Annotated in this window: 18 protein-coding genes; 13 read left to right on the top strand and 5 right to left on the bottom strand. The window is 46.9% G+C overall.

Translation table 11 applies throughout. The features are described from left to right. Positions 1–2: 2 nt before the first annotated feature. Genes FBF26_04560 through FBF26_04520 form a run of 9 tightly spaced genes read left to right on the top strand, consistent with a single transcriptional unit; the run spans position 3 to position 13,225 of the window. Positions 3–2,108: a DUF262 domain-containing protein gene (locus FBF26_04560; GenBank protein ID QJU10501.1), complete on the top strand. Its 2,106-nt coding sequence runs from the start codon at positions 3–5 to the stop codon at positions 2,106–2,108. A gap of 56 nt (positions 2,109–2,164) precedes the next feature. Further along, positions 2,165–2,818, top strand: coding sequence for a DNA repair protein RadC (gene radC / locus FBF26_04555; protein QJU10500.1), 654 nt, complete (start codon positions 2,165–2,167; stop codon positions 2,816–2,818). 30 nt (positions 2,819–2,848) lie between these two features. Continuing rightward, the gene (locus FBF26_04550; protein ID QJU10499.1) at positions 2,849–4,336 is read left to right on the top strand and encodes an SAM-dependent DNA methyltransferase; all 1,488 of its coding nucleotides are present in this window, start codon (positions 2,849–2,851) and stop codon (positions 4,334–4,336) included. Next, on the top strand, positions 4,336–5,346 hold the full coding sequence (locus FBF26_04545) for a virulence RhuM family protein (GenBank protein QJU10574.1): 1,011 nt from the start codon (positions 4,336–4,338) through the stop codon (positions 5,344–5,346). The genes FBF26_04550 and FBF26_04545 overlap by 1 nt, the downstream gene beginning before the upstream one ends. A 36-nt stretch (positions 5,347–5,382) precedes the next feature. Beyond that, positions 5,383–7,380, top strand: a complete 1,998-nt coding sequence (locus tag FBF26_04540) for a sensor histidine kinase (protein ID QJU10498.1) — start codon at positions 5,383–5,385, stop codon at positions 7,378–7,380. Continuing rightward, entirely contained in the window at positions 7,380–8,495 is a 1,116-nt protein-coding gene (locus tag FBF26_04535) for a restriction endonuclease subunit S (GenBank protein QJU10497.1), read from the top strand. The genes FBF26_04540 and FBF26_04535 overlap by 1 nt, the downstream gene beginning before the upstream one ends. Beyond that, complete coding sequence (locus FBF26_04530; protein QJU10496.1) at positions 8,480–9,205, top strand: hypothetical protein; 726 nt, start codon at positions 8,480–8,482, stop codon at positions 9,203–9,205. Before FBF26_04535 ends, FBF26_04530 begins: the two co-directional genes overlap by 16 nt. Further along, the gene (locus FBF26_04525) at positions 9,199–10,080 is read left to right on the top strand and encodes a hypothetical protein (protein QJU10495.1); all 882 of its coding nucleotides are present in this window, start codon (positions 9,199–9,201) and stop codon (positions 10,078–10,080) included. Before FBF26_04530 ends, FBF26_04525 begins: the two co-directional genes overlap by 7 nt. 10 nt (positions 10,081–10,090) lie before the next feature. After that, a complete protein-coding gene (locus FBF26_04520) occupies positions 10,091–13,225 on the top strand; it encodes a type I restriction endonuclease subunit R (protein ID QJU10494.1) in 3,135 nt (1,044 codons plus the stop codon). Between the two features lie 78 nt (positions 13,226–13,303). On the opposite strand, the gene FBF26_04515 is transcribed toward FBF26_04520, so the two are convergent. After that, complete coding sequence (locus tag FBF26_04515) at positions 13,304–13,822, bottom strand: helix-turn-helix transcriptional regulator (GenBank protein QJU10493.1); 519 nt, start codon at positions 13,820–13,822, stop codon at positions 13,304–13,306. 165 nt (positions 13,823–13,987) lie between these two features. On the opposite strand from FBF26_04515, the gene FBF26_04510 reads away from it, so the two are divergent. Further along, positions 13,988–14,218 carry a DUF167 domain-containing protein gene (locus tag FBF26_04510; GenBank protein QJU10492.1) on the top strand — a complete coding sequence of 77 codons (231 nt, stop codon included), beginning with the start codon at positions 13,988–13,990 and terminating at the stop codon, positions 14,216–14,218. A 37-nt stretch (positions 14,219–14,255) separates the two neighbouring features. Here the strand turns inward: FBF26_04510 and FBF26_04505 are convergent, their stop codons facing one another. From FBF26_04505 to FBF26_04495, 3 genes are read right to left on the bottom strand one after another with little or no spacing between them, the layout of a single operon-like run. Beyond that, positions 14,256–15,767: a hypothetical protein gene (locus tag FBF26_04505; protein ID QJU10491.1), complete on the bottom strand. Its 1,512-nt coding sequence runs from the start codon at positions 15,765–15,767 to the stop codon at positions 14,256–14,258. After that, entirely contained in the window at positions 15,767–16,483 is a 717-nt protein-coding gene (locus FBF26_04500) for a hypothetical protein (protein ID QJU10490.1), read from the bottom strand. Before FBF26_04500 ends, FBF26_04505 begins: the two co-directional genes overlap by 1 nt. Further along, positions 16,480–17,088: a hypothetical protein gene (locus FBF26_04495; GenBank protein ID QJU10489.1), complete on the bottom strand. Its 609-nt coding sequence runs from the start codon at positions 17,086–17,088 to the stop codon at positions 16,480–16,482. The genes FBF26_04500 and FBF26_04495 overlap by 4 nt, the downstream gene beginning before the upstream one ends. Before the next feature lie 201 nt (positions 17,089–17,289). Between FBF26_04495 and FBF26_04490 the strand changes: the two genes are divergently transcribed. From FBF26_04490 to FBF26_04480, 3 genes are read left to right on the top strand one after another with little or no spacing between them, the layout of a single operon-like run. Then, a complete protein-coding gene (locus tag FBF26_04490; GenBank protein QJU10488.1) occupies positions 17,290–17,832 on the top strand; it encodes a PadR family transcriptional regulator in 543 nt (180 codons plus the stop codon). Beyond that, complete coding sequence (locus tag FBF26_04485) at positions 17,813–18,541, top strand: ABC transporter ATP-binding protein (GenBank protein QJU10487.1); 729 nt, start codon at positions 17,813–17,815, stop codon at positions 18,539–18,541. The genes FBF26_04490 and FBF26_04485 overlap by 20 nt, the downstream gene beginning before the upstream one ends. Next, positions 18,538–20,763 carry an ABC transporter permease gene (locus FBF26_04480; protein QJU10486.1) on the top strand — a complete coding sequence of 742 codons (2,226 nt, stop codon included), beginning with the start codon at positions 18,538–18,540 and terminating at the stop codon, positions 20,761–20,763. The genes FBF26_04485 and FBF26_04480 overlap by 4 nt, the downstream gene beginning before the upstream one ends. A gap of 167 nt (positions 20,764–20,930) precedes the next feature. Here the strand turns inward: FBF26_04480 and FBF26_04475 are convergent, their stop codons facing one another. Next, positions 20,931–23,165, bottom strand: coding sequence for an AAA family ATPase (locus FBF26_04475; protein QJU10485.1), 2,235 nt, complete (start codon positions 23,163–23,165; stop codon positions 20,931–20,933). Positions 23,166–23,248 lie beyond the last annotated feature (83 nt).

Here is a 23,248-nt window from a genome sequence, read left to right as displayed (position 1 = left end):
ATATGAAAGCGCTGCAAACTAACATTAAATTATTCTTATATACGCCAAACAAATTCTTTGAGATACCTAATTTTCAACGCCCTTATTCTTGGACAGCCGATAATGTCCAAATGTTTTTAGACGACCTTGAAGAGGTGAAGCGTGGAGATAAAAAGCATTATTTCGGCAGTATCGTGTATATCAACGACGGCGACCGAAGTATCATTATCGACGGTCAGCAGCGTGCAACGACAGTTTTGCTGATGATCACTGCAATTTACCATTTAGCGTTAGAGTCACCTGAAAAGCTTAGACTGGTAGCCGAGCAAATCAAGGACGAGTATTTATACAATAGATATGCAAAACAATATGGATCAGAGGAAAACCGTATCAAACTGCGGGCGGTAACTACTGACAATAAAATATTTGAGAAAATATTTAGCCAGGCGGAATTGACAGAATATGAGAAGAAAAGTAATTTGTATAAATCCTACCTCCAATTCTACGACTACTTTAGAAATCGTGATCATTTAGAACAATATATTGATACGCTTGATGACTTCGAGATTGTCACGATTATTCTAGACAAAGACGATGATAATCCGCAAAAAGTCTTTGAGAGCATCAATTCGACCGGCAAGCCATTGACAGATGGCGACAAAATCCGAAACTTCTCGTTAATGTTGCGCACCTCCGAAAAACAAGATTATGTTTTGACTAACTATTGGCAGTATATTGAAACATACCTAACCGATCCGCAGCGTGATGATATTACCGACTTCTTCCGCGTCTATTTGATTGCCAAGAACCAATCGGTCGTGAATACCGATAAAGTATATCCGGAATTCAAAAGAGTATTCACTAAAAGTATTTCTAATGACCAGTCATACGAATCGCTTGACGAATTTTACGGCGAGATTTTGAGAATACTAAAATATTATCGCTTTCTAAAGTTTGGCATAGACGAAAATAATGAATTTACAAAACTTAGTTCGGTGGCATTTACAATGCGTTATCTGAGGATTGAAGCGTTCTTCCCGTATGCCGTATCAGTCATGAAATATTGGCAAGCTGGATATTTGTCAGATGATGAAATTACCGAGGTATTTGATGTGCTACGTGTCTACTTTTCACGACGTATAGTCGTTAACTTATCGGCAACAGGCTTAGACAGCTATTTTGCCGGATTGCACAGAAGCATATTGTCAATTGTTGAACAGGACAATGCTGCATATCTCGAAGTACTGAAATACACCGTACTTTCGAAAAACGGGCGGATCCGATTGCCCCGAAATAATGAAATAGAGATGGCAATAAAGGCGAACTTCACCTACAATCAGCGCTCTTCCAATGTCATGTATCTGTTAACTGCGGTTGACGATGAGTCTAAAGACGTGTCGTTGCTAAGGCAGATTTACAACAAAGAGCTACATTTAACGATTGAGCACATTATGCCGCAGACTATAACCAAAGCTTGGCGGAGTGAGCTCGGCGAACGTGCCGATGAGATTCATGGCATTTATTTGCATGGACTAGCAAATTTAACGCTAACCGGTTATAACTCCGAATACTCAAATAAGAGTTTCCAGGAGAAATGTAATATGCCGAATGGGTTTGCCGATAGCCCGCTTAAGATTAATAGGACTGTTGCTAAATATAGTACCTGGAATGAGAAGACTATACTGGAACGTCAGCAGTGGTGGATTGATAGAATAATTAGTATTTGGCCGTTACCAACAAGTACATTTGAACCGCCGGTACTCGACACAAAAGTTAATATCTTCGACGATATTGATTTTACAGGAGCAGTGGTAAAAATATTCTATATCGGTGACGATTCGTATCCGGTAACGAGCTGGTCGCAAATTCTTGGCGTCTATTGCGAGTATCTGTACGACGAGAACTCTGATTTTACTGATCAGATTATGAACAGCGAAAAGACGAAAAATTGGATCAGTAATGATTCTAAAAGATTTTTTAATTCCGTAAAGATTCACGACACAGGGCTTGTGGTTGACGTAGCAACAAATACGAATCAAAAAATACGGCTCATGCGCGAACTAGCGGAGATGTTTAATGTTGATAAAATCTCTATGAATGTTGAATTAACAAAGCCGATTGAACAGTAGGTATGCGTGCGGCTTGGCAACTTTAGTTTAGTTAGGGTGCTTGCTATACTGTCTATATGAGGATCTCTGACCGTCATCCGCTGGACCGGCCGCGTGAAAAGTTGGCGCGTTACGGTACGGCGCGACTGAGTGATTTGGAGCTGTTGATGGCGATTATCGGCAGCGGTAATGCTCGGGCCGATGTCGGTAAAATTGCGCGCGAGGTGCTGAAAATTGTGCGTCAAAAAGGCGGTGATGTTTCGTATGATGATCTGCGTGGCGTGGTCGGTTTGGGCGAGGCGAAAATCCCGGTGGTTCTGGCGAGCTTGGAACTGGCGCGGCGGTATCTGCTGGATAGCGATCAGCCAATTATTGACAGCCCGGAAAAAGCCGTTGAGCTGCTGGCCGATATTCGCGATAAAAAGCAGGAATATTTCGTCTGTCTGACGCTGGATGGTGCGAATCGTTTGATCGCTAAGCGGGTGGTGACTATTGGCACGCTGACTGCCAGCCTGGTGCATCCGCGCGAGGTCTTCGCTGACGCCATCACCGACCGCGCGGCCTCGATCATCGTGGTGCATAATCATCCGAGCGGGAGCTTGGAGGCTAGCCAGGCTGATAAAGATGTCACGAACAGGCTGGCGGAAGCGGGGAAACTACTTGGCATTACGCTTAATGATCATATTATTGTCACGAAAACTAGCTACAAGGGCCTGATACATTCACAGTAAACGACCCCCGAATCTGATATAATTACACGTATGAATATGAGGGATCTTGAAAGGCAGCTATGGGCTGCGGCGGATAAATTACGGGGCAACATCAGCTCGTCGGATTATAAATATGTCGTGTTGGGGCTGATTTTTCTAAAATATGTTTCAGATGCGTTTTCGGTGCGATATCAGGCAGCGATTGATGAGAATTATGATCCTGAGGACCGGGATTGGTATTTGGCGGAGAATGTTTTTTGGATTCCCAAGGAGGCTCGTTGGGAGCACCTGGTGGCGAGTGCCAAGCAGCCAGAAATTGGCGTACTAGTTGACAGCGCCATGGAGGCAATTGAACGCGACAATCCAAGTTTGAAGGGTGTTTTGCCGAAAAATTATGCCCGCGAAGCTCTAGATAAGCGTCGCTTGGGTGAACTCATCGATTTATTTACAAATATCAAATTTGATACTGCCAGTTCCAAAGATTTGCTTGGTCAAGTCTACGAATACTTTATGGGTATGTTTGCTGATAGTGAGGGTAAGCATGGCGGTGAATTCTACACGCCGCGCTCCATCGTTAAGCTGCTGGTAGAAATGCTTGAGCCATACAGCGGGCGTGTGTATGACCCGTGTTGCGGTAGCGGCGGTATGTTCGTCTGGAGTGAGAAGTTTGTCGAGGAGCACGCAGGCCGCGTTAGCGATATCGCGGTGTATGGCCAGGAACTGAACGAAACGACTTGGCGACTCGCTAAAATGAATATGGCAATTCGGGGAATTGACGCGAATATCAAACGCGGCGACACCCTGGTGGATGACCAGCTTCTCGACCTGAAAGCTGATTATATCTTGGCCAATCCGCCATTTAACATCAGCGATTGGGGTCAAGAGCACTTGCAGGCTGACCCGCGCTGGAAGTATGGTCTGCCACCAAAGGGTAACGCTAACTTTGCGTGGATTCAACATATGATTCACCATTTGAGCCCGCGCGGTACTGCAGGCTTTGTGCTGGCAAACGGGAGTATGAGCAGTCAAACTGGCGGTGAAGGTGACATCCGCAAACAGCTGGTTCTTAATGATATGGTTGACGCTATCGTCACGCTGCCGAGCCAGTTGTTTTTTAATGTGGCTATACCATGCTGTCTGTGGTTTGTGTCGCGTGATCGTGCCAATCGTCACGGCAAAGTGCTGTTCATTGATGGGCGTAATTTGGGCAAAATGGTCACCCGTCGTAACCGCGAACTGACTGCGGAAGATATCGCCAGGGTAGCGAAGACATATCATGATTATAAAACCGCCAGCGCGGATTACACTGACCAGCCAGGTTTTTGCAAAGTTGCTGCACTAGGGGAAATCAAGCAGCATGATTACGTGCTGACACCCGGTCGTTACGTTGGTGTCGAAGAGGCCGAGGAAGACGATGAACTGTTTGTCGAGAAATTTGCTAGGTTGACGGCTGAGCTTGAAGGGCAGTTTGCGAAGAGCCGTGAGCTAGAGGTAAAAATAAAAGAAAATCTTGCCAAAATAGAGAAAGAAACCAAATGATGAATGGTAACAACCCGAACAGCGAGATGGTGGTGTATGTTGGCGATGATGGCAGGCCGCAGATTAATGTAAGGTTCCAAGGTAAAACAATATGGCTTACTCAAGCTCAGCTAGCCAATCTATTTGATACCTCGCGACCAAATATTACCATGCATATTAAGAATATTTTTGATGAGGGCGAGCTAGATGAGGCTTCAGTATGTAAGGATTTCTTACTAACTGCTACGGATGGTAAGAAATATACCACGAAGCACTATAACCTAGATATGGTAATAGCGCTTGGTTATCGTGTGAAGTCAAATACTGCCACGAATTTTCGTATCTGGGCCACCGAAAGACTGCGTGAATATATCACCAAAGGCTTTGTCATGGATGACAAGCGTCTCAAGGAAAATAGTGGCGGAAGTTATTGGAAAGAATTGCTTGAGCGCATTCGAGATATTCGTAGTAGCGAAAAAATATTGTATCGGCAAGTGCTAGACTTATTCACCACCAGTCAAGATTACAATCCGAGTTCCAAAGAGCAAATAGAATTTTTCCAGATAGTTCAGAATAAATTGCACTACGCTGTTAATATGTTGACTGCCGCCGAGGTTATTTACTCCAGGGTTGATTCTGACAAGCCATTCTTAGGACTCACGACGTTTCGTGGTCAGCAACCGACCAAAAGCGAAGCGCAAATTGCCAAAAACTATTTGACGGCCGACGAACTTAGCATGCTCAACCGTCTCGTTAGCGCCTTTTTTGACCTTGCTGAGCTCAAGGCTATCAATCATGAACCAATGCGCATGGCTGATTGGGTACGTGAAGTTGACAAATTTGCGGCTACCTACGGTAAGGGCGTCCTTGATAACCCGGGCAAAATATCACACAAAACCATGCTCACCAAAGTTGCCAAAGAGTATGAATCATACAAAGAACGTATGCGTAATCAAGAGCTGAGTAGTATAGAGCAGCAATATCTTGAGGAGTTGAGGGCTGTGCAGAAGAGGGTTGAGGGGAAGAGATGAATGAGATAGTAAAAAATAGGGCTGGGAGCATTTATAATGAGTAAAGTATTTATCCAAGGAGTTATTAATAATATTAGGGCTAAGTCCACCCCGTATACTCCTATTACAGAGGCAATAACTAATGCTATTGATGCTATAGATAAGTCAGGCCGAAATGATGGGGAAATCCGTATTCGGATTATTAGGAATCCGCCATTTGTATCAACGGACGGTGATAAGTTGGCAGATGTAACTTCTGTGGAAGTCTCCGATAATGGTATCGGTTTTAATAAAGAAAATCGCGATTCTTTCGACACCATATATAGCCAATTTAAAAGGTCGATAGGAGGAAAGGGTTTTGGTCGATTTTTTTATCTGCGGCATTTTAACGACGTACACATAGAAAGCACGTTTATTGAAGATAACAAATACAAACATCGTTCATTCGATTTTGGTAAGCAATATGACGTTATAGTTAATGATAAGGTTAGTAATTCACCTAGCGCGTCAGAGACTGGTACGATACTTCGACTTTTAAACATTAAGGGCGTAAAACTTGACAAAGATCCAGAAATTATCTCACATCGCATTCTGGAACAGATCCTTAGTTATTTTTCCGACCCATCATATACATGCCCGCAGATTGTATTTGAAGATGATGCGCTAGATATCCCAATAATCCTAAATGAGCAAATTGGCACAAGAGATGATTCTCTAATTCAGCTCAAGAAAAGTGATACTTTTATTGTTAACGGTATAGAACTAAGATATAAAATGTTTAAAATCCTTAAGCCTCGAAACCAAAAGAGCAAGATTGTTCTAACTGCACGAAACCAAGCAGTTACCGAGAAGAGCTTGGATGTGTATATTCCAGATTTCTACTCTGACTTTACCGAAGACGTACTGGTTGATGGAGAGAAGAGATCTCGTAACTACATAATAAGATTCTACGTTCAAGGAGAATATCTGGAGGATAATGTTACGGTAGAACGTGACAGTTTTAACTTTGGTGAAAAGCATGACCCACTATATCCAGTATCGGGAGAGGATATTGAAAAGGCTATTGCAGAAATCGCAAAAAAGGAATTTGAAGGTGTGGTTAGTCTAAGGTCAAAAGTAAAAAGAGAGAAGTTTGAGAAATATACCCAAAGTAACATTTGGTACAAGCCATATATTGACGACATAGATTTTGAAGCAATAAAGGCAAATCCTACCCAGGATGACATAGAGTTAATTCTACATAAGGCAAAGTATGAACGTGACTTAGAGATAAAGAGAAACATCTCTCAGTTGACTAGTAGAAACAGGAATTATATAGAAGCACAGTCGAATGCTAAAAAGCTGATTAGAGAAGTAAAAGACGCAAGCTATAGTGATTTAGCACAATATATAGCGTTTCGTAAATCTATCCTGGAATTATTTAAAAAGACTTTGGAATGGAATGATTTGGGAGAATACGATACGGAAAAGGCAGTTCATGATATAATATTTCCTACAAAATCAGATTCAAATGATACGATATATGATGGCCATAATTTGTGGATTATAGACGAAGGGTTAAATCTTACTCAGTATCTCAGTTCGGATAAAAACATATTTAATGAAAATAAGGACCGTCCAGATATCGCAGCATTTCATTATAATGTTGCGTATAGAGACGGCTCGGAGGCTTCTAATCCAGTAAGTATCTTTGAATTTAAACGACCTGGTAGAAATGACTTTGTAGATGCGTCTTCTAAAGAAGACCCTATACAACAAATAATTCGTTATGTTAACAGCATGAGAAATGGCGACTATAAGACACCAAAAGGAAGTAGGATTCATATCTCACCCACAACACCCTTCTATGGTTATATAGTAGCGGATGTTGATAATAAGGTTGAAAAATGGTTGATTGAAGAGAAAAACTTAAAATCAATGCCAGACAATAAAGGGTGGTTCTTAATACAGGACAATATTAATCTCAGAATTGAATTCGTAACGTGGGAAAAACTGCTAAATGATGCAGTTGTGCGTCACCGAATATTCTTTGAGAAATTGGGGTTAGAAGGATAATGAGAACAGCTGTTTTAAGTGATATCATCGAGCTCATAGGTGGCGGCACCCCGAAGACAAACAAACCCGAGTTTTGGAGTGGTGACATACCGTGGCTGTCCGTGGTTGATTTTGGGGGTGACAGACGCTGGGTGGATCAAACCGAAAAAGCAATCACTAGTCTTGGGCTGGAGAGCTCTAGTACGAAACTGCTAAACAAAGGAGATATAATCATATCTGCACGCGGTACTGTGGGCGAATTGGCTCAACTGAGGCGACCAATGGCTTTTAATCAATCTTGCTATGGAATTAGGGCAAAAGCAGGGGTTGATCAAAATTTTCTTTATTATCTATTGAAAAAATCTGTTAATGATCTAAGAAGGCAGTCACACGGTGGTGTATTTAATACGATAACTCGTAGCACTTTTGATGTTGTCAGTGTCAGTATACCAAATTTAGAAACCCAAAAGAAAATTGCCAATATCCTCGGCAGTCTTGATGAAAAAATCGAGCTCAATCGCCGCATGAACGAAACCCTCGAGCAGCTCGGTCAAGCTCTCTTTCGTCATTATTTTGTTGATAAAACTAAGCAGAGTAATGGTAATATACGGACCATACCTTTAGGGAAAAAGTTTCATCCAAAAAGAGGTAGAAGTTTGCAAGCTAGAGATATGATTTGTGGTGACACGCCGGTTATTAGCGGTGGACTGAAGCCAGCCGGATTTCACAATGAAGCAAATACGACCGCGCCAGTTATCACGATAAGTGCATCCGGAGCAAATGCTGGTTTTGTATCTGTCTGGGGTGAACCAGTTTGGTCGGCAGACTCTTCGTACATTGACTCAACAATTACCAAATATGTTTATACCTATTATTTGTTCCTCAAGAATAAGCAAAAAGAAATATACGATATGCAAACTGGCTCTGGCCAGCCGCATATTTATCCAAAGCACATAGAGCTTTTGGAGATTGCTGATTTATCAGATTGCGAGTTTAATGATTTCGAGCAGAGAGTGCGACCATTATTTGATATGATACATAAAAACAAGAAGCAAATAGATTATTTATCTAACATTCGTGATTTGCTTTTACCAAAATTAATTTCTGGAGAGATTGAAATATGGCAGCCGAACTAAAAACGAATAAACTATCAGTATATCTTATAAAGGACGGAATTGAAGATATAGCAGACATCTTTGACGATCCGTCGTCAATTAAAAATATATCTATCGATGACAATGCTACGCTTTACTATAGCAACTCCAGACCTAAGCCGCCTAGTTGGCTTTATAACTTTTTTGGCAAAGGTATTGCTGATAATCTGAATTCTGATCTTTATACGGCATATGTTAGCGCGGCGTTGATCATGAATGTGAAAATTGATGATATACAATCTCGTAAGTTTGCAGTAGCTTTTGGGTTGGGTGGTTGGCAGTTATTAAAACCTGGTTGTTATGAAGAGAGATTTGGTTTAATGACCACATTAAACTTAATAAAAGCCGACTCGATTCGCAGTATTGACAAGAGTAGTGTGGGGTTATTCCCAAAACAGGCTCGAGAGCAGGTTATTGTTGCTAGTGAAGCAGCAGATTTTGGAATTGATATAGAGCAGGATTTAGTACGCGCAGTTACTGGAAAATGCTTGAATCAAGACCACGGGTCAACGATAACGGGTAAAGACTCTCTTCATGTATCAGCTAAAGTTAATATATTTAACCTTAACGATAAACTTCGTGATTATTTTCTTGCTTCAAAGCTTAATGTCTATAAAGATAATTTTGATTGGATTGATCAAGTCGCTGAAGTAAAAGACCCTGTAAAAATCAACTCTTTAACGATATTTTAATTAGTAAGTTAAACTCTGAAGAGCATGGTGCTGTATGGTTAGCGGTTCCTGAAATTATTGATTGGAGTGATGTCAAAGGATTTTTATTTATTGGAGATGTGAATTCTTTTGATGATGATTTAGGTCTAGATAATCTACTTAACAGTTTGGATAACCGTGGCAAAGAAGTTAACCTTGATACTCTAAAAAAGCAGAAAATTGTTGCACTCAATGACAGTAATAACCAGGAGTTTAAGAGATGGGCAGCTTGGTCTTGTATTTATGCTGAGGTAAAGGATGAGTATGGTGGAATATATATTCTTAATAATTCAAAATGGTATTGTGTTGAAACAGACTTTGCAAAACTTATTAATCAAGAATATCTATCAATAGTGGAGGAAGAGGAAGTTTTGCCGCCCTTTGCAATAGAGGATTCTTCTGAAAATTCGTACAACGAAAGAGTAGCACGTATTAATGGGTTGACGCTTATGGATGCAAAAAATATACCGTATGGAGGTGGACATAGTAAGATAGAGTTTTGTGATCTATTTGATTACAATAATTCTCGTTTATACCATGTAAAAAATTACGGTGGATCGTCTGTCTTAAGTCATTTATTTAATCAAGGGCTCGTATCTGCGCAACTTATGCTTAGTGATGAGAATTTCAGAAAATCAGTAAATAATATATTGCCGGCTTCGGAACAATTTGATCCAGTAGAACAGAAGCCGGATGCACGGAAATATGAGGTAATATTTAGTGTTATCAGTGAGTCGTCTAACAAGTTAAATATACCTTTTTTCAGTAAAGTTGCCCTTAAAAATGTTAAGAGGAGTCTCGAGCTTTACGGCATTGGCAAAGTAAGGTTGATAAAAATCCAGAAAAGTAAAGGATAGGAATAGGAATATGACCGAATCCCAAATCGAACAATACGCGCTTGATATCCTGGCCAATCTAGGTTGGCAGATTTTACACGGGCCAGATATTGGTCCGGATGGTGCTGCGGCTGAGCGTGAGCTGCGGCAGGTGGTGTTGCTGGAGCGGCTGCGAAGTGCTTTGGCGCGGCTCAATCCGCACATTCCAGAACCGGCCTTGAATGAAGCGATGCGGCGTTTGACGCAGATTAGTAAACCAAGCTTGATCGAGAATAATCACGATTTTCATCAATTGCTGGTAGCAGGCGTGCCGGTGCAATATCGCATGCCAAGTGGCGAAGTGAAACATGATATCGTGCGGGTGGTTGATTTTACCTCGCCAAAAAACAATGATTTTGTGGCGGTCAATCAGCTGACGGTTTTGCAGGGCGACTATAATCGCCGGCCGGATATCGTGCTGTTTGTGAACGGCTTGCCACTGGTGGTAATCGAACTAAAAAATGCGGCTGACACGAAGGCGGATTTGGTAGCGGCGTATCAGCAGATCCAGACGTACAAGCGCGAGATTAGTGATCTGTTCCGCTTTAATGAATTATGTGTAACGAGCGATGGACTAGAGGCGGAGATGGGGACGATAACCAGTCCGCTGGAGCGAATGATGCCGTGGAAAACGATTAATGGCGAGAAAGAAGTTGGCAATGTGCCGATGCTGGAAGTGTTGCTGCGCGGTGCGTGTACGCCTGAACGCTTGCTGGATGTAGTACAGAATTTTATCGTATTTGAGCGAGGTGATGGCGATAAGTTGATCAAGAAAGTTGCTGCTTATCATCAATATTGGGTGGTGAATAAGGCGCTTGATCGAACGCTGACAGCTAGTAGTAAACGTGGCGATCAGCGGGCTGGTGTGGTTTGGCATACGCAAGGGTCGGGTAAGAGCTTGAGCATGGTGTTTTATACTGGCAAGCTGATGAAGTCGCGCGATTTGCATAACCCAACCATCGTGGTGGTGACGGATCGTAATGATCTTGATGGTCAATTATTCGGTACGTTTAGCGCCTGTCGCGAATTATTAGGGGAAGATCCGAAACAAGCTGATTCGCGCAGTGAACTCAGGAAGCTACTGCAGCGCCAAGCGGGTGGAATTATCTTTACGACAATCCAAAAGTTTTCGCCTGAGGATGAGGAGGACAGTCTGCCAGTCCTGACTGATCGACGCAATGTCATCGTGATGGCAGATGAGGCACATCGTAGTCAGTATGGTTTGAAGGCGCATGTTCGAGCCAGTGATGCTCAGCTGGTGTATGGCTATGCTAAGTATATGCGCGACGCTCTGCCGGGTGCGAGCTACATTGGCTTTACGGGTACGCCGATTGAAACGGATGATAAGTCAACGCCAGCAGTGTTTGGCGATTATATCGACATTTATGATGTCGAGCAGGCGGTGAAAGATGGCGCAACGGTGCCGATTTATTATGAGAGTCGGCTGGTTGATTTGAATATGGACGAGGCGACGCGGCAGTGGCTGGATAAGGAAGTTGATGATTTGCTGGAGGGTGAAGAATTGAGTCGTCAGGATGCGCTGAAGGCTGAGTATGCGCAAAAAGAAGCCATCGTCGGTAATAGCGAGCGGCTGAATACTATCGCTTTGGACGTCATTGAGCACTTTGAGGCTCGGCAAAGTGTCCTGAGTGGTAAAGGTATGATCGTGACGATGAGTCGCGGTATTGCGGCTGATTTGTATGAAAAAATTGTGGCGTATCGGCCGGATTGGCACAGTGACGATGACGCACGCGGTGTGATAAAGGTGATTATTACTGGTAGTGCTAGTGACCCCGACTACTTGCAGCCGCACATTCGTAACAAACAGCGAGTAAAAGCGATCGAAAAGCGCATCAAAGATCCAAATGACCCGCTTGAATTGGTGATTGTGTGCGACATGTGGCTGACGGGGTTTGATGTGCCAAACATGCACACTATGTATCTGGATAAGCCGCTTAAAGGCCATAATTTGATGCAAGCGATTGCCAGGGTAAATCGAGTGTTTCCTGGAAAAACCGGTGGTTTGGTGGTTGACTATCTGGGTGTGGCAGGGGCGCTGCGCGATGCTATTTCTGACTATACGCAAAGCGGTGGTCAAGGCGCACCGCAGCTTGATATTACTGAGGCAGTGGCACAGATGCAGATGCGTTACGAAGTGGTACGCGATCTGTTTGGCAACTTTGACTACCAGCGATATTTTACTGCACCAACCGACCAACAGCTGCAAATTATCTTGGATGCTGAGGAATATATTTTGGGGTTGGAAGACGGCGAGAAACGGTTGAAGCAGCATGTTTTAGAACTGAGTAAAGCATTCGCGCTGGCCATGCCCAGGCCCGAAGCGCTAGAAATTCGCGAAGAAGTGGCGCTGTTTCAGGCAGTGAAATCTCGGCTGGAGAAAGTATCGAGTTCGGTGGTGGTGACTGATGCTGAGTATCGTAGTGCGCTGAAACAAATTGTCGATAAAGCAATTGCGCCAGTTGGTGTAGTCGATGTGTTTGAGGCGGCAGGCCTGGAAAAGCCGGAATTGTCGATTTTAAGCGATGAGTTTTTGGCAGAAATTCGTAACATGGAGCGCAAGAATTTGTCAGTGGAAGCCCTGCAAAAACTGCTTGCTGATGAAATCAAGTTACGATTTTCGCGAAACTATGCCAAGGACACCAAGTTCTCTGACTTGCTTAATCAAGCCTTGACGCGCTATAGAAACGGGACGATTGAGGCAGCGCAGGTAATTGAAGAACTAATCAATATCGGACAGCAAGTGCGCCAGACTGTTGAGAATGGAGCGGTCGATGGTCTAAGTGAAGATGAGATTATCTTTTATGATGCGCTGGTTGAAAATGGCAGTGCTCGTGAAGTACTGGGTGACGCACAACTGCGCGATATCGCAAAAGTATTGTTGGAACAAGTTCGTCGAGATGCCACGATTGACTGGGCGGAGCGCAGGAATGTTCAGGCAAAACTGAAAGTTAACGTCAAAAAGACTTTGGCAAAATATGGCTACCCGCCAGACCAGCAGGCGTTGGCAACTGACATGGTATTGGAGCAGGCCAAGCGCTATGGTAACGAGTGGAGTCATAAGCGCGCGACGTATGACGCTGGCGGCGGAGCGAGCTTGCTCGATTAATTTATGGTTTTACAATAAACCCGCTTCGTCGATAGATAAAATCACCAACAGACAGCTGTTGACGCGGGAACGGTTTGGTTAACTCACGACGTTCAACGTATGTTTTGTAACTTCGACGATCCATGAGCGACCGGACTTTTCAACCAGATAATAGCGTCTATCGCCTTTAAGTTGTCCAATGGCTTCGCCGGAAAAAGCGACATCAAGCGTTCCAGCTCCTACGAAAAAGTCGATGATTTGTTGCCACCACGTTAGTCGTCTGTGGCGATTTAGTGATTCAATTTGATCGGCGTCGGCAAATTTGTCTGCAACTGCCAGGTCGGATGCTGAAAATCCTTTCGTATCTGTCGGGTAGGCGTCAAGATCAAGTGGTTCGCGTATGGCCGAAGCTAATCCTGCTCGTGTGTAGTCGAGTAGCTCATCCACACTAGTGTTAAATAATTTTGCTAGCGCTTGCACGTTGTCTATGTCTGGAAAGCCAGCACCTCGTTCCCATTTAGCAACTGCTTGTCGCGTAACGTTGAGTCGATCGGCTAGTTGCTCTTGTGACCAACCAGTTTGTTGACGTAATTGTTTAAGCTTTTTGGCAAAAATCATTTGGCGTCCTTTCGTTTATTTTCTAACAGCATAGCGTAATCTTAGTGTCTTGGCGAGCAACTTTGCGTTGCCTATCATGGGGTAATACAATACGCAAAGTTTGTTTTAAGGGGGTATAATAGGGCTAAGGAAAGGTAATATGATAAAGCCGGTAGGATGTTAACCATGAAAATCTCCGTCCACCTCAAACCCAACTCCCGTCACCGCGAAGAAGTGGTGGTTGGTGACGATGGTGTGCTGACAATTTACACCAAGGCGCCAGCCATTGAGGGGCGAGCGAATATGGCGGCGGCGAAGCTACTAGCGAAACATTTTGATGTGGCGCCGTCAAAGGTAAAATTACTGCGCGGTGCGACTTCGAAATATAAGGTGTTTGAGATAGATAAGGCAGGATAGTCGTTGTAACGAGCACCCGTAACACCCAGCTATAATTCTACGGATATCCAGCTCCTGGTGTCGTGGTGCCGAGTAATCCCTGCACGGTCACAAACGAATACCCTTGCTGTTTCAGTGCGTTGAGGATGCACGGTACGGCATTGACGGAGGTTTGGTGAATATCGTGCATCAAAATAATTGCTCCAGGGCGGGCACCAGCAACTGCGCGCGAGCAGACGATGTCGCTATTGCGATCAGCCCAGTCGCGGGTGTCGACCGACCACAAGATTGATGACATACTACGCAGGCGAAGTTGCTCTAGGACAACGCCGTTAACTGCACCATAAGGCGGGCGCAAGATGCTCGGCGTGACGCCGGTGGCTTGTTTAATGGCGTCGTTGGTACGGTCGATTTCGCTGGCAATTTGGTGAACCGGTAGCTTGGGTAGTTCTGGGTGCGACCACGAGTGGTTACCCAGTTGGTGGCCACGCGCATGCATACGCCGTAGCACATCGGCTTGCGCGGAAACCTTGCTGCCGATCAAGAAAAAGGTGGCTTTAGCGCCGTGCTGATCCAAGATGTCCAGTAGGTGTGCAGTGTATGGTCCCGGCCCGTCATCAAACGTCAAGGCGATCACTTTACCTGGGTTTACGGGTGTTGGCGCCGCAGGCGCTGGCTTTGGCTCGGGCGGCTTGGGGATGTTAGCCAGCTTCCGGGCTGTCGGATTTTGCAGATATTTGGCAACGGCGGCGATCGGCACTTTGATCGTCATTTCGCCGTAGGCTGACGGTAAGAGCGAAGCCTGTCCAATTGGCCAAGCCAAGGTGTTACCATCATCAGTGATGGTAAAGTTCGATAACGCCTCCTTGGTGATCATCTCATCAAGATTCGCTTCTGGTTGCTGGCGCTGCTTGATGGTTTGCGCGACGTCGTGCCGGGCAGCCGCCACGATTGCCTTGATGGCTTCCTCCGATTTCTCGGTCAAATTATCCAAGCCAATCACCTTGCCAGACTTCTTGTCAAACGTCCAAAAATGCGTCAGCGACACCGGATGCGCGCCGTGCATATCTTGTTTAATATTGACAATGATCGACAGAGCGGTCGAATTATTATGCGTAACTTGATAACTAATCGTCTCTGTCATTGGTCGGTCGAATGTCGGAGCGTTAGTGGCGGTGTGGCGGAAATCACCGTCAGCACGGTCGATTACTCGGGCGATGAGTTTGTTGATTTTGGAATTGCTGGTGATTGGATATTCAATTGAAACTTTCTCGTGTTTGGTGTCGCGCGTTACGAACTTGGAGCGGATGCCAGCATAGCGTGAGTCGGTGAAGTAATATTTTTCATCTTCCAGAACGGTTGGGCGCTGGACGGGTGGTTGTATGGATTGGAGATAAAATAACGCCGCCATGGCGACTACCGCCAACAAAAGTAGTATGGCGAATAAGACACCGCTTAGTTTTGATGTGCTTTGGGGAGCTGTGCTGGTTTTTGGCTCACGACGAGGCTGAGTTGACGGTCGTTCTTTTGATAATTTTTGAGATTTCGTTTGCGTTTTTTTGGCAGACATTAGTTCACTCCGCCAGCTTTCAAAATTGCTTTTAGGCCACTTTCACCACCAGCAAATCCACTGGCGACATAGTCATTGACTACCATGTATGGTAGACCGCTCACGCCAAGCGAAAGGGCTTTTTGGGTGCTGTCATCAATCTCTTTTTGGTGAGGTTTTTTGGTCATACAATCAGTAAATGTTGCCTCATCCATACCAACATGTTTGGCAGAAGCCAGGAAGTAGCCTAACGGCAGTGGTGGAATTTTTTGCGGTACGGCAACGTTTTTCACACCAATGCCTTTGTCAAAATAATCACGTTTGATGCGTGGCACGATGTCGTGTGTATATTGCCAATATTTGTCTTGGTCAGCGGCGCAAAAAGCAGCGTGAGCGCCAGTTTCTGTGTTGTCGGTAACTTCTTTGAGCAGCGTCACCACGCGGTGTTCGTAGCGAACTTTGCCTGATTTGAGATACTCATTTTTGAAGAAATCAGCGTTGGTGGCCGCTTCAACTTCGGCACAGAATGAGCAGAAATAATCAGTATAGTCAACGAATACGTGCTTGGCCTCAGTAGAGCCTTGCGACATCTTTTCGTTCCACGGCTTGCCGTCACCAATGTGGCGATTTGGCGGGCGATTGACAATACCATAAATAAATAGTGCTACAATTCCCGTGATCATAATCCCCAAGATGACCCAAATGAGTGCTATGCCGGCTGTTTTTTGTCGATTCATATGTCCCCCTGTTTTGCTAATTCGGTATACATAAAGGCGATTTGTCCAGACTTGTAGAGTGAAAAGAGGCTTAATAGCAGGGCTAGGATCAGCACGAGGGTGCTGGCGACAGTGGCGGCAGTGGCTGTGGCGGCGCCTGAGAAGAACACGGCAACGAGCGGCAGGATGAGTGACGTGCCGCAAGGAACGCAGCCCAAACCGATGGCGGCAGCCACGGAGGCCAAGCCGCTGAGTCCGACTTGTCGAGTGACCGACTGTTCATTACGCTTATTTTTCTTGGCAGTGAAAATGACGACGGTAATTGACAGTCCTTGGAGGAGTGACACCATGAGCAGTAGCGCGCCGTTTAGCGAGCTGAAGCCCTGTTTGAATATATCAATGAACATGGTTCCAAGAAGGGAGATTTTGTCTAATATTGGTAGTCGCGACATCATCAGCGGGCCATAAAAATTGGCGTTGATGGCAAAGAAAATAATGAGTGCAAACAGCACGAATAAGACAATTGCCAGTAGCAAGTAGGGTGGTAAGCTGAGAATTTTACTAACCCCCAACGCGGCCGACTTGACAGAGCGCCGTTTATTATACACTCGGCAAAATTGAACCATGCATCCATTATACGTCAAAATTGCATAATAGTATGCATTCTGGTGCAGTCTACTCGCGTTTGGGTGGCGGGCTACGGAATGAGGTGGCTGTGATGGGGTAGATCGTATAGCAAGAGAGCGGGTAGTTGGTCGCCAACACAAACTATACACTGAGTGTATAAAACTCTTGCAATAACTAAACATAGGGTGTATAGTAAGAGTATGAGCGTTCAATATACCCTGTTAGGTTTTTTAGCGGAAGAGTCAAATTATGGCTATGAGTTAAAGAAAAAATATGACGGCTATTTTGGTAAGGACAAGCCAATTTTAACCGGTCAGATATATTCAACTCTGGCGCGGCTCAAACGCGACAACAAGGTCAAAGAAATTACTGATACCAGCGAATCGGGCGGGCCGGATCGGGTTCGGTATGAAATTACCGACGAGGGTAAGCAAGATTTGCAGGCTTGGCTGGAATCACCAGAGGCGCCGTCGCCGCAACTGCAAGCGACGATGTATGTCAAAGCAGTGCTAGCTATTCTGAAGGATGGCGATGCGTCACCGTATTTGGATAACCAACGGCAGGCGCACATCCAACGGATGCGTGAGCTGACAGCTCAGCGGCGTGACAGCAATTTATCGGATATGCTGCTGATCGACCACGCGCTGTATCATTTGGAGGCGGATTTACGCTGGATTGAATTAACTATTTCGCGGTTAACGCGGCTAAAGGAGGAAATTTTGCATGAGCAAACCAATAATTAGCGCTAAAAATATTACAAAGTCGTTCGGGCAAACGCAGGCGCTGCGCGGTGTTAGCTTGGATGTCGAGGCGGGCGAAGTACTGGCGATTATGGGTCCGTCGGGTTCTGGTAAGTCAACACTGCTACACAGCTTGGCAGCGATTACCAAAGTTGATGGCGGCGAGATCGACTTCGACGGCCAGCGGATTGATAAGATGGGTGACGATAAGCGCAGTCTGCTAAGGCGCACCAGCTTTGGTTTTGTCTTTCAGTTTGGACAGCTAGTGCCGGAGCTAACGGCGCTGGACAATGTAGCGTTGCCATTGCTGCTCAACGGCGTCAAGCGAAACGAGGCCTATCAAAAGGCGAAATCATGGCTGAATAAGGTTGAGTTGGCGAGTAAAGCCGACAGTATGCTTGGCGAGTTGTCGGGCGGACAAATGCAGCGGGTGGCGATCGCCCGGGCCATGGTGATTGAGCCAAAAGTGTTGTTTGCTGATGAGCCAACTGGTTCATTAGATAGCCTGAACTCAGAAAAGGTCATGGAGTTATTCATTAAAACTGCCAAAGAGCACGGCACGACAGTCATTATGGTGACGCACGAGCCGACGATTGCCGCCTATGCTGATCGGGAAATCATCGTCCGTGATGGGCAGATTTCTGGCGCCGAGGCGGCGGTAAATCCAATGCGGGTGAGGCTTAATAAAACTAATGCGAGGATTATCCGATGAGCGTTAGTTGGATGTTATTGCAAAAGTCTGGCCGCCAGTCGTTCGCGCGTCTGGGTCTGACCACGGCGGCGGTGGCGCTGGGGATCGTGCTGGTGTGCTGCTTTACGGCTGGTATCAACGGGATAAAGGGGCGCGCTAGTGGGCTAGCAATTAATACGGCGACATATCAGGCGGCTCGCGGTGCGGCTGAACAAAAACCGATTGAGGGTGTTGAACCGCTGAAAATTGGTGGTACCTGGCGTGGTGATGCATCGAAATGGCGTGGTCAGTCCATCCAGTCTTATTCAATGTACGGCACGGCTAAATCGCCGCAATTTGCCAAGCTAAAAACGCCGCATCCTGGTGAATACTACTTATCAAAAGCGTTGGCCGATGCGGTTGCTCAGCATCCAGAGGACAATATCTTGGCACGTTTTGGTAAAAATACCAAATACCTTGGTGTAATTCCTAGCGAATATGTTGCTAGCCCGGATGCATTGATGATGGTACGTGGCGCGAGCGCCGAGGAAGTGGCCGAGAGCGATGCTTTTACCAAATCTCAGGGGCAGCCATCATACTTTGCTGATGTTTATCGGACGGACGCTAACGGATTAAAATCGGATGCTAAAATAGACCCAGTTGCCGTCATTGTATTTGGTGTCGGCGGGACGATCTTGCTGTTTCCAATCGTCATTTTCGTGTCAGTGGCGACACAGCTAGGTGCAGCACAGCGGGAAAAACGCTATGCTGCTTTGCGGCTGATCGGCGCGACTAAGCGGCAGGTGGGACGGGTGTTGATGTTGGAATCGCTATTGGCGTCGGTTGTGGGTGTACTAATTGGGCTGGGCGCGTTCTGGCTGCTGCAAGCGCCGCTGCAGGATTTCAGGATGGACGGCATGCGGTTTAATCCTGGCGATTTGGTGCTAACTGGCACGCAATATGCGTTGATTATCGGTTTGACGCTGGGACTAACGATGTTTGTCAACTGGCGGCGGATGCGCCGGGCGCAGATTTCGCCGCTGGGTGTGTCGCGTTCGGTTGAAAAGGTAAAGAAATTGCGCGCTTGGCGGGCGCTGGTGCCAGCACTTGGTATCGCGTTCTTTGCTTGGCTGTCGTCGAAGCCAGGGCGGGATTGGCTGGCGGCTAATAAAGAATCAGCTCTGCCGTCGGTACTATTGATGGCGGCGCTGCTGCTGGTGATGTTCGGCTTGATTCTGGCTGGCGGCTGGCTGACTAATAAGCTGTCGCTGTTGGCAGCGCGCTGGGCTAATAACGCTTCGATGTTGATCGCTGGTAAGCGTACGGCGGTGCATTCGCGGACAATTTTCCGCAGTGTCAGCGGCGTGGTATTGGCGCTGTTTGCGGGCAGCTTTTACTTGACAGCGACCAGCGGTATCGAGGGCTTAAATGCTCAGGCTGTCAAAGATAACGGTTTTTCACAGTTAAAGCGCGGCACAGCAATCGTCATCGGCCGCTCGCTGCCCGGCGATATGGCGGAGCAGCTGCAGCAAAAATCTTACATCACGTCGGTGGCGACGATCTATCCGCGCGAGGACGGTGACGCGATTCGCTGCCAGGATTTGGCGAAGTATACCGAGCACGCTTGCCCGAATAACGCCCGACCCGACCAATTTGCACTGCTGAATTTTGACGCGCCAGTGGTCAAAAACGTATCGTTGATTAACGACAAGGTTGATACGAACGGCGCCAAGGAATATTTGGTGACATTGAAGTCAGATAATGATATCGAGAAATTGCGTACCTTGGTGACGGCGAAAGCCAATCAGTACGATTTGACCTATGCCGTGAGCGGCACTGACTCTAAAAAGCCGCATATCAATCCGACGATTCGCGAATTTGCCGACTTAGCCTATGTCGGTATCGGCGTGACGCTGTTCGTGGCGGTGGCAAGCTTGATTGTCTCGACGATTGGCGGGCTGATGGAACGCCGCCGCTCGCTATACACGCTGCGGCTGAGCGGTATGCGCCTTGCTCAGTTGAAACGTTTGGTGATGGTTGAATCGGTGGCGCCGCTACTCACCACCTCGATTCTGTCGTGCGGTTTTGGCGTGTGGACGGGTGCAGTATTTACTAGCACGTTCTCGACGACGCTGAAGCCGGTGTTAACGCCAACTTACTTCGCCATCGTTGGTGTTGGCTTGGCGGCAGCGATTATCGGTATCTATCTAATTCTGCCGATGGTTGACAAGTTAACGCGGGCAGAGGCTAATCAAACCGAGTAGTGCGCCTCGGTCCGAGGATAATCTACCGAAAAGCGTTCCAGTTGGCGGCTGGGACGCTTTTTCTTGCGCTGCATTGATTCAGTCAAGACGAGACTTCCGGACGTTTGCAGTCAAATGCGGCTGTACGACGATGGAAGGTGTTAATCAGGGAAATAGGTGAAACTTAATTATTGTTTTTGGAACTTCACGCGGTCGTTAATTATATTCACTTTTACTGTCTCGCCGTCATGAATTCGCCCGTCGATCAGCTCCAGCGCCAGCGGGTCAAGCACCCGCTTTTGTACCAAGCGCTTCAGCGGCCGGGCGCCAAAGGCCGGGTCGTAGCCGTCGCGGGCCAGCATGTCGCGGACGCTATCGTCAAACTCTAGCGTGATGTCGCGGCTATCTTTGACTTGGCGGGCGACGCGTTTCAGCTGGACATCGACAATTGCTCGCATGGCCTCTGGTCGAATGCGGTCGAAGATAACGATGTCATCGATGCGGTTGAGAAATTCCGGACGGAAGTGTTGCCTGAGCACCTCAAACATTTGATTATCCAGTGCCGATAAATCGTCGCCAGAAAAATCCATGATTGTCTGCGAGCCGACATTGCTGGTCATGATAATTACCGTGTTAGAAAAATCGACTGTTCGCCCCTGGCCATCGGTCAGGCGGCCGTCGTCGAGCACCTGGAGGAGCACGTTAAAGACGTCGGGATGGGCCTTCTCAATTTCATCAAACAACACCACGCTGTAGGGGCGGCGGCGCACCGCTTCGGTGAGTTGTCCCCCTTGGTCGTAGCCGACGTAGCCTGGCGGCGAGCCAATCAGGCGGGCCACGGCGTGCCGCTCCATGTATTCACTCATGTCGATGCGGATCATGGCGTGTTCGTCGTCAAATAATTCACGGCACAGGCTGCGGGCCACTTCTGTTTTTCCGACCCCAGTTGGGCCAAGGAAGAGGAAGGAGCCGATCGGCCGGTTGGTATCACTGAGGCCAGCACGCGAACGGCGAATAGCACTGGCCACGGCGGCGATGGCCTTGTCTTGACCAATCACTTGCGTGCTAATATGCTCCTCCAATTTGGCTAGTTTGCTCGATTCGGTCTCCATCAGTCGCTCCACGGGAATGCCCGTCCAGCGCGCCACCACACTGGCGATGTCGTCGGGAGTGACTTCTTCACGTAGTAAGCGGTCGGCCGGTGGAATGGCAGCCAGTTCCTGGCGGGCGGCAGCCAGCTTTTTCTCCAGATCTGGCAGGTCGCCGTATTTGATGCGGCTGGCGGTGGCCAGGTCGGCGTCGCGCTCGGCGATTTCCAGTTGCGAGCGCAAACTATCCATGGTTTCGGTAGCGGTATTGACGGTCTGGAGGATATCCTTTTCGTGCTGCCATTTATTGTCAATCACCTCGGCCTGAGTCCGAAGGTCAGCGATTTGCTGATTAATCTCCTCTTTTCGGGCCTTGGCGTGCTCGGATTTGTCTTTTTTCAGCGCTGCTTCTTCAATTTCCAGCTGCAAGCGGCGGTTATTCAGCCGATCTAGCGCAATTGGCACGCTCTCCAGCTGCATCTTCAGAGCGCTGGTCGCTTCATCCAGGAGGTCAACGGCCTTATCAGGCAAAAAGCGATCGGGCAGATAGCGGGTGGACAGCCGCGCCGCCGCCACGATGGCATCATCAGAGATTTTAACGCCGTGATGCACCTCGTATTTTTCTTTCAGACCGCGCAAAATTGCCACGGTGTCGTCAAAACTCGGCTCGCCAACATAGACTGGCTGAAAGCGCCGCTCTAGGGCCGCGTCTTTCTCGACATGCTGGCGATATTCCGCCAAGGTTGTCGCGCCGATCATGTGTAGTTTACCGCGCGCCAGGGCGGGTTTGAGCATATTGCCGGCGTCCATGCTGCCTTCGGTTTTGCCGGCGCCGACCATGGTGTGAATTTCATCAACGAACAAAATAATTTCGCCGGCAGCTTCTTCAACTTCTTTCAAAATTGCTTTCAGGCGCTCTTCGAATTGGCCGCGAAAGCTCGCTCCGGCCAGCAAGCTAGAAATCTCCAAGCTAATCAGCCGCTTATCTTTCAGCGACGCCGGTACGTCGCCCTTGACGATACGCTGCGCTAGGGCCTCGACGATGGCGGTTTTACCGACGCCCGGCTCGCCGATGAGAACGGGGTTGTTCTTGGTACGTCGGCTGAGGATTTGCATGGTGCGGCGAATTTCTTCGTCGCGCCCGATGACCGGATCAAGTTTATGTTCCCTGGCGAGCGCCGTGATATCGGTGCCGAATTTCTCCAGCGGCTGCTCAAGCTCTTCTTGCATATTTGGTGGCATAGGTCCTCCTTTGATTTTTTGGGCTTTTCTGAGTCCGTATTTATGATGCGCCGCGGCGAGAGACAGAGCGGGGATAATTGATATGATTATCATAGCAAATTGGCACTCTCAGTGCAAGAGTGCTAGAAATATCATTTAAGATTTAACGATGATCTTGCGCGCCCCCAGCGGCTTAT

This window comes from Candidatus Saccharibacteria bacterium oral taxon 488, assembly GCA_013100825.1.
Classification (GTDB): domain Bacteria; phylum Patescibacteriota; class Saccharimonadia; order Saccharimonadales; family Saccharimonadaceae; genus Nanosynbacter.
Note: the sequence above shows the minus strand (reverse complement) of the source record. Positions and strands in the feature narration are given on the sequence as shown.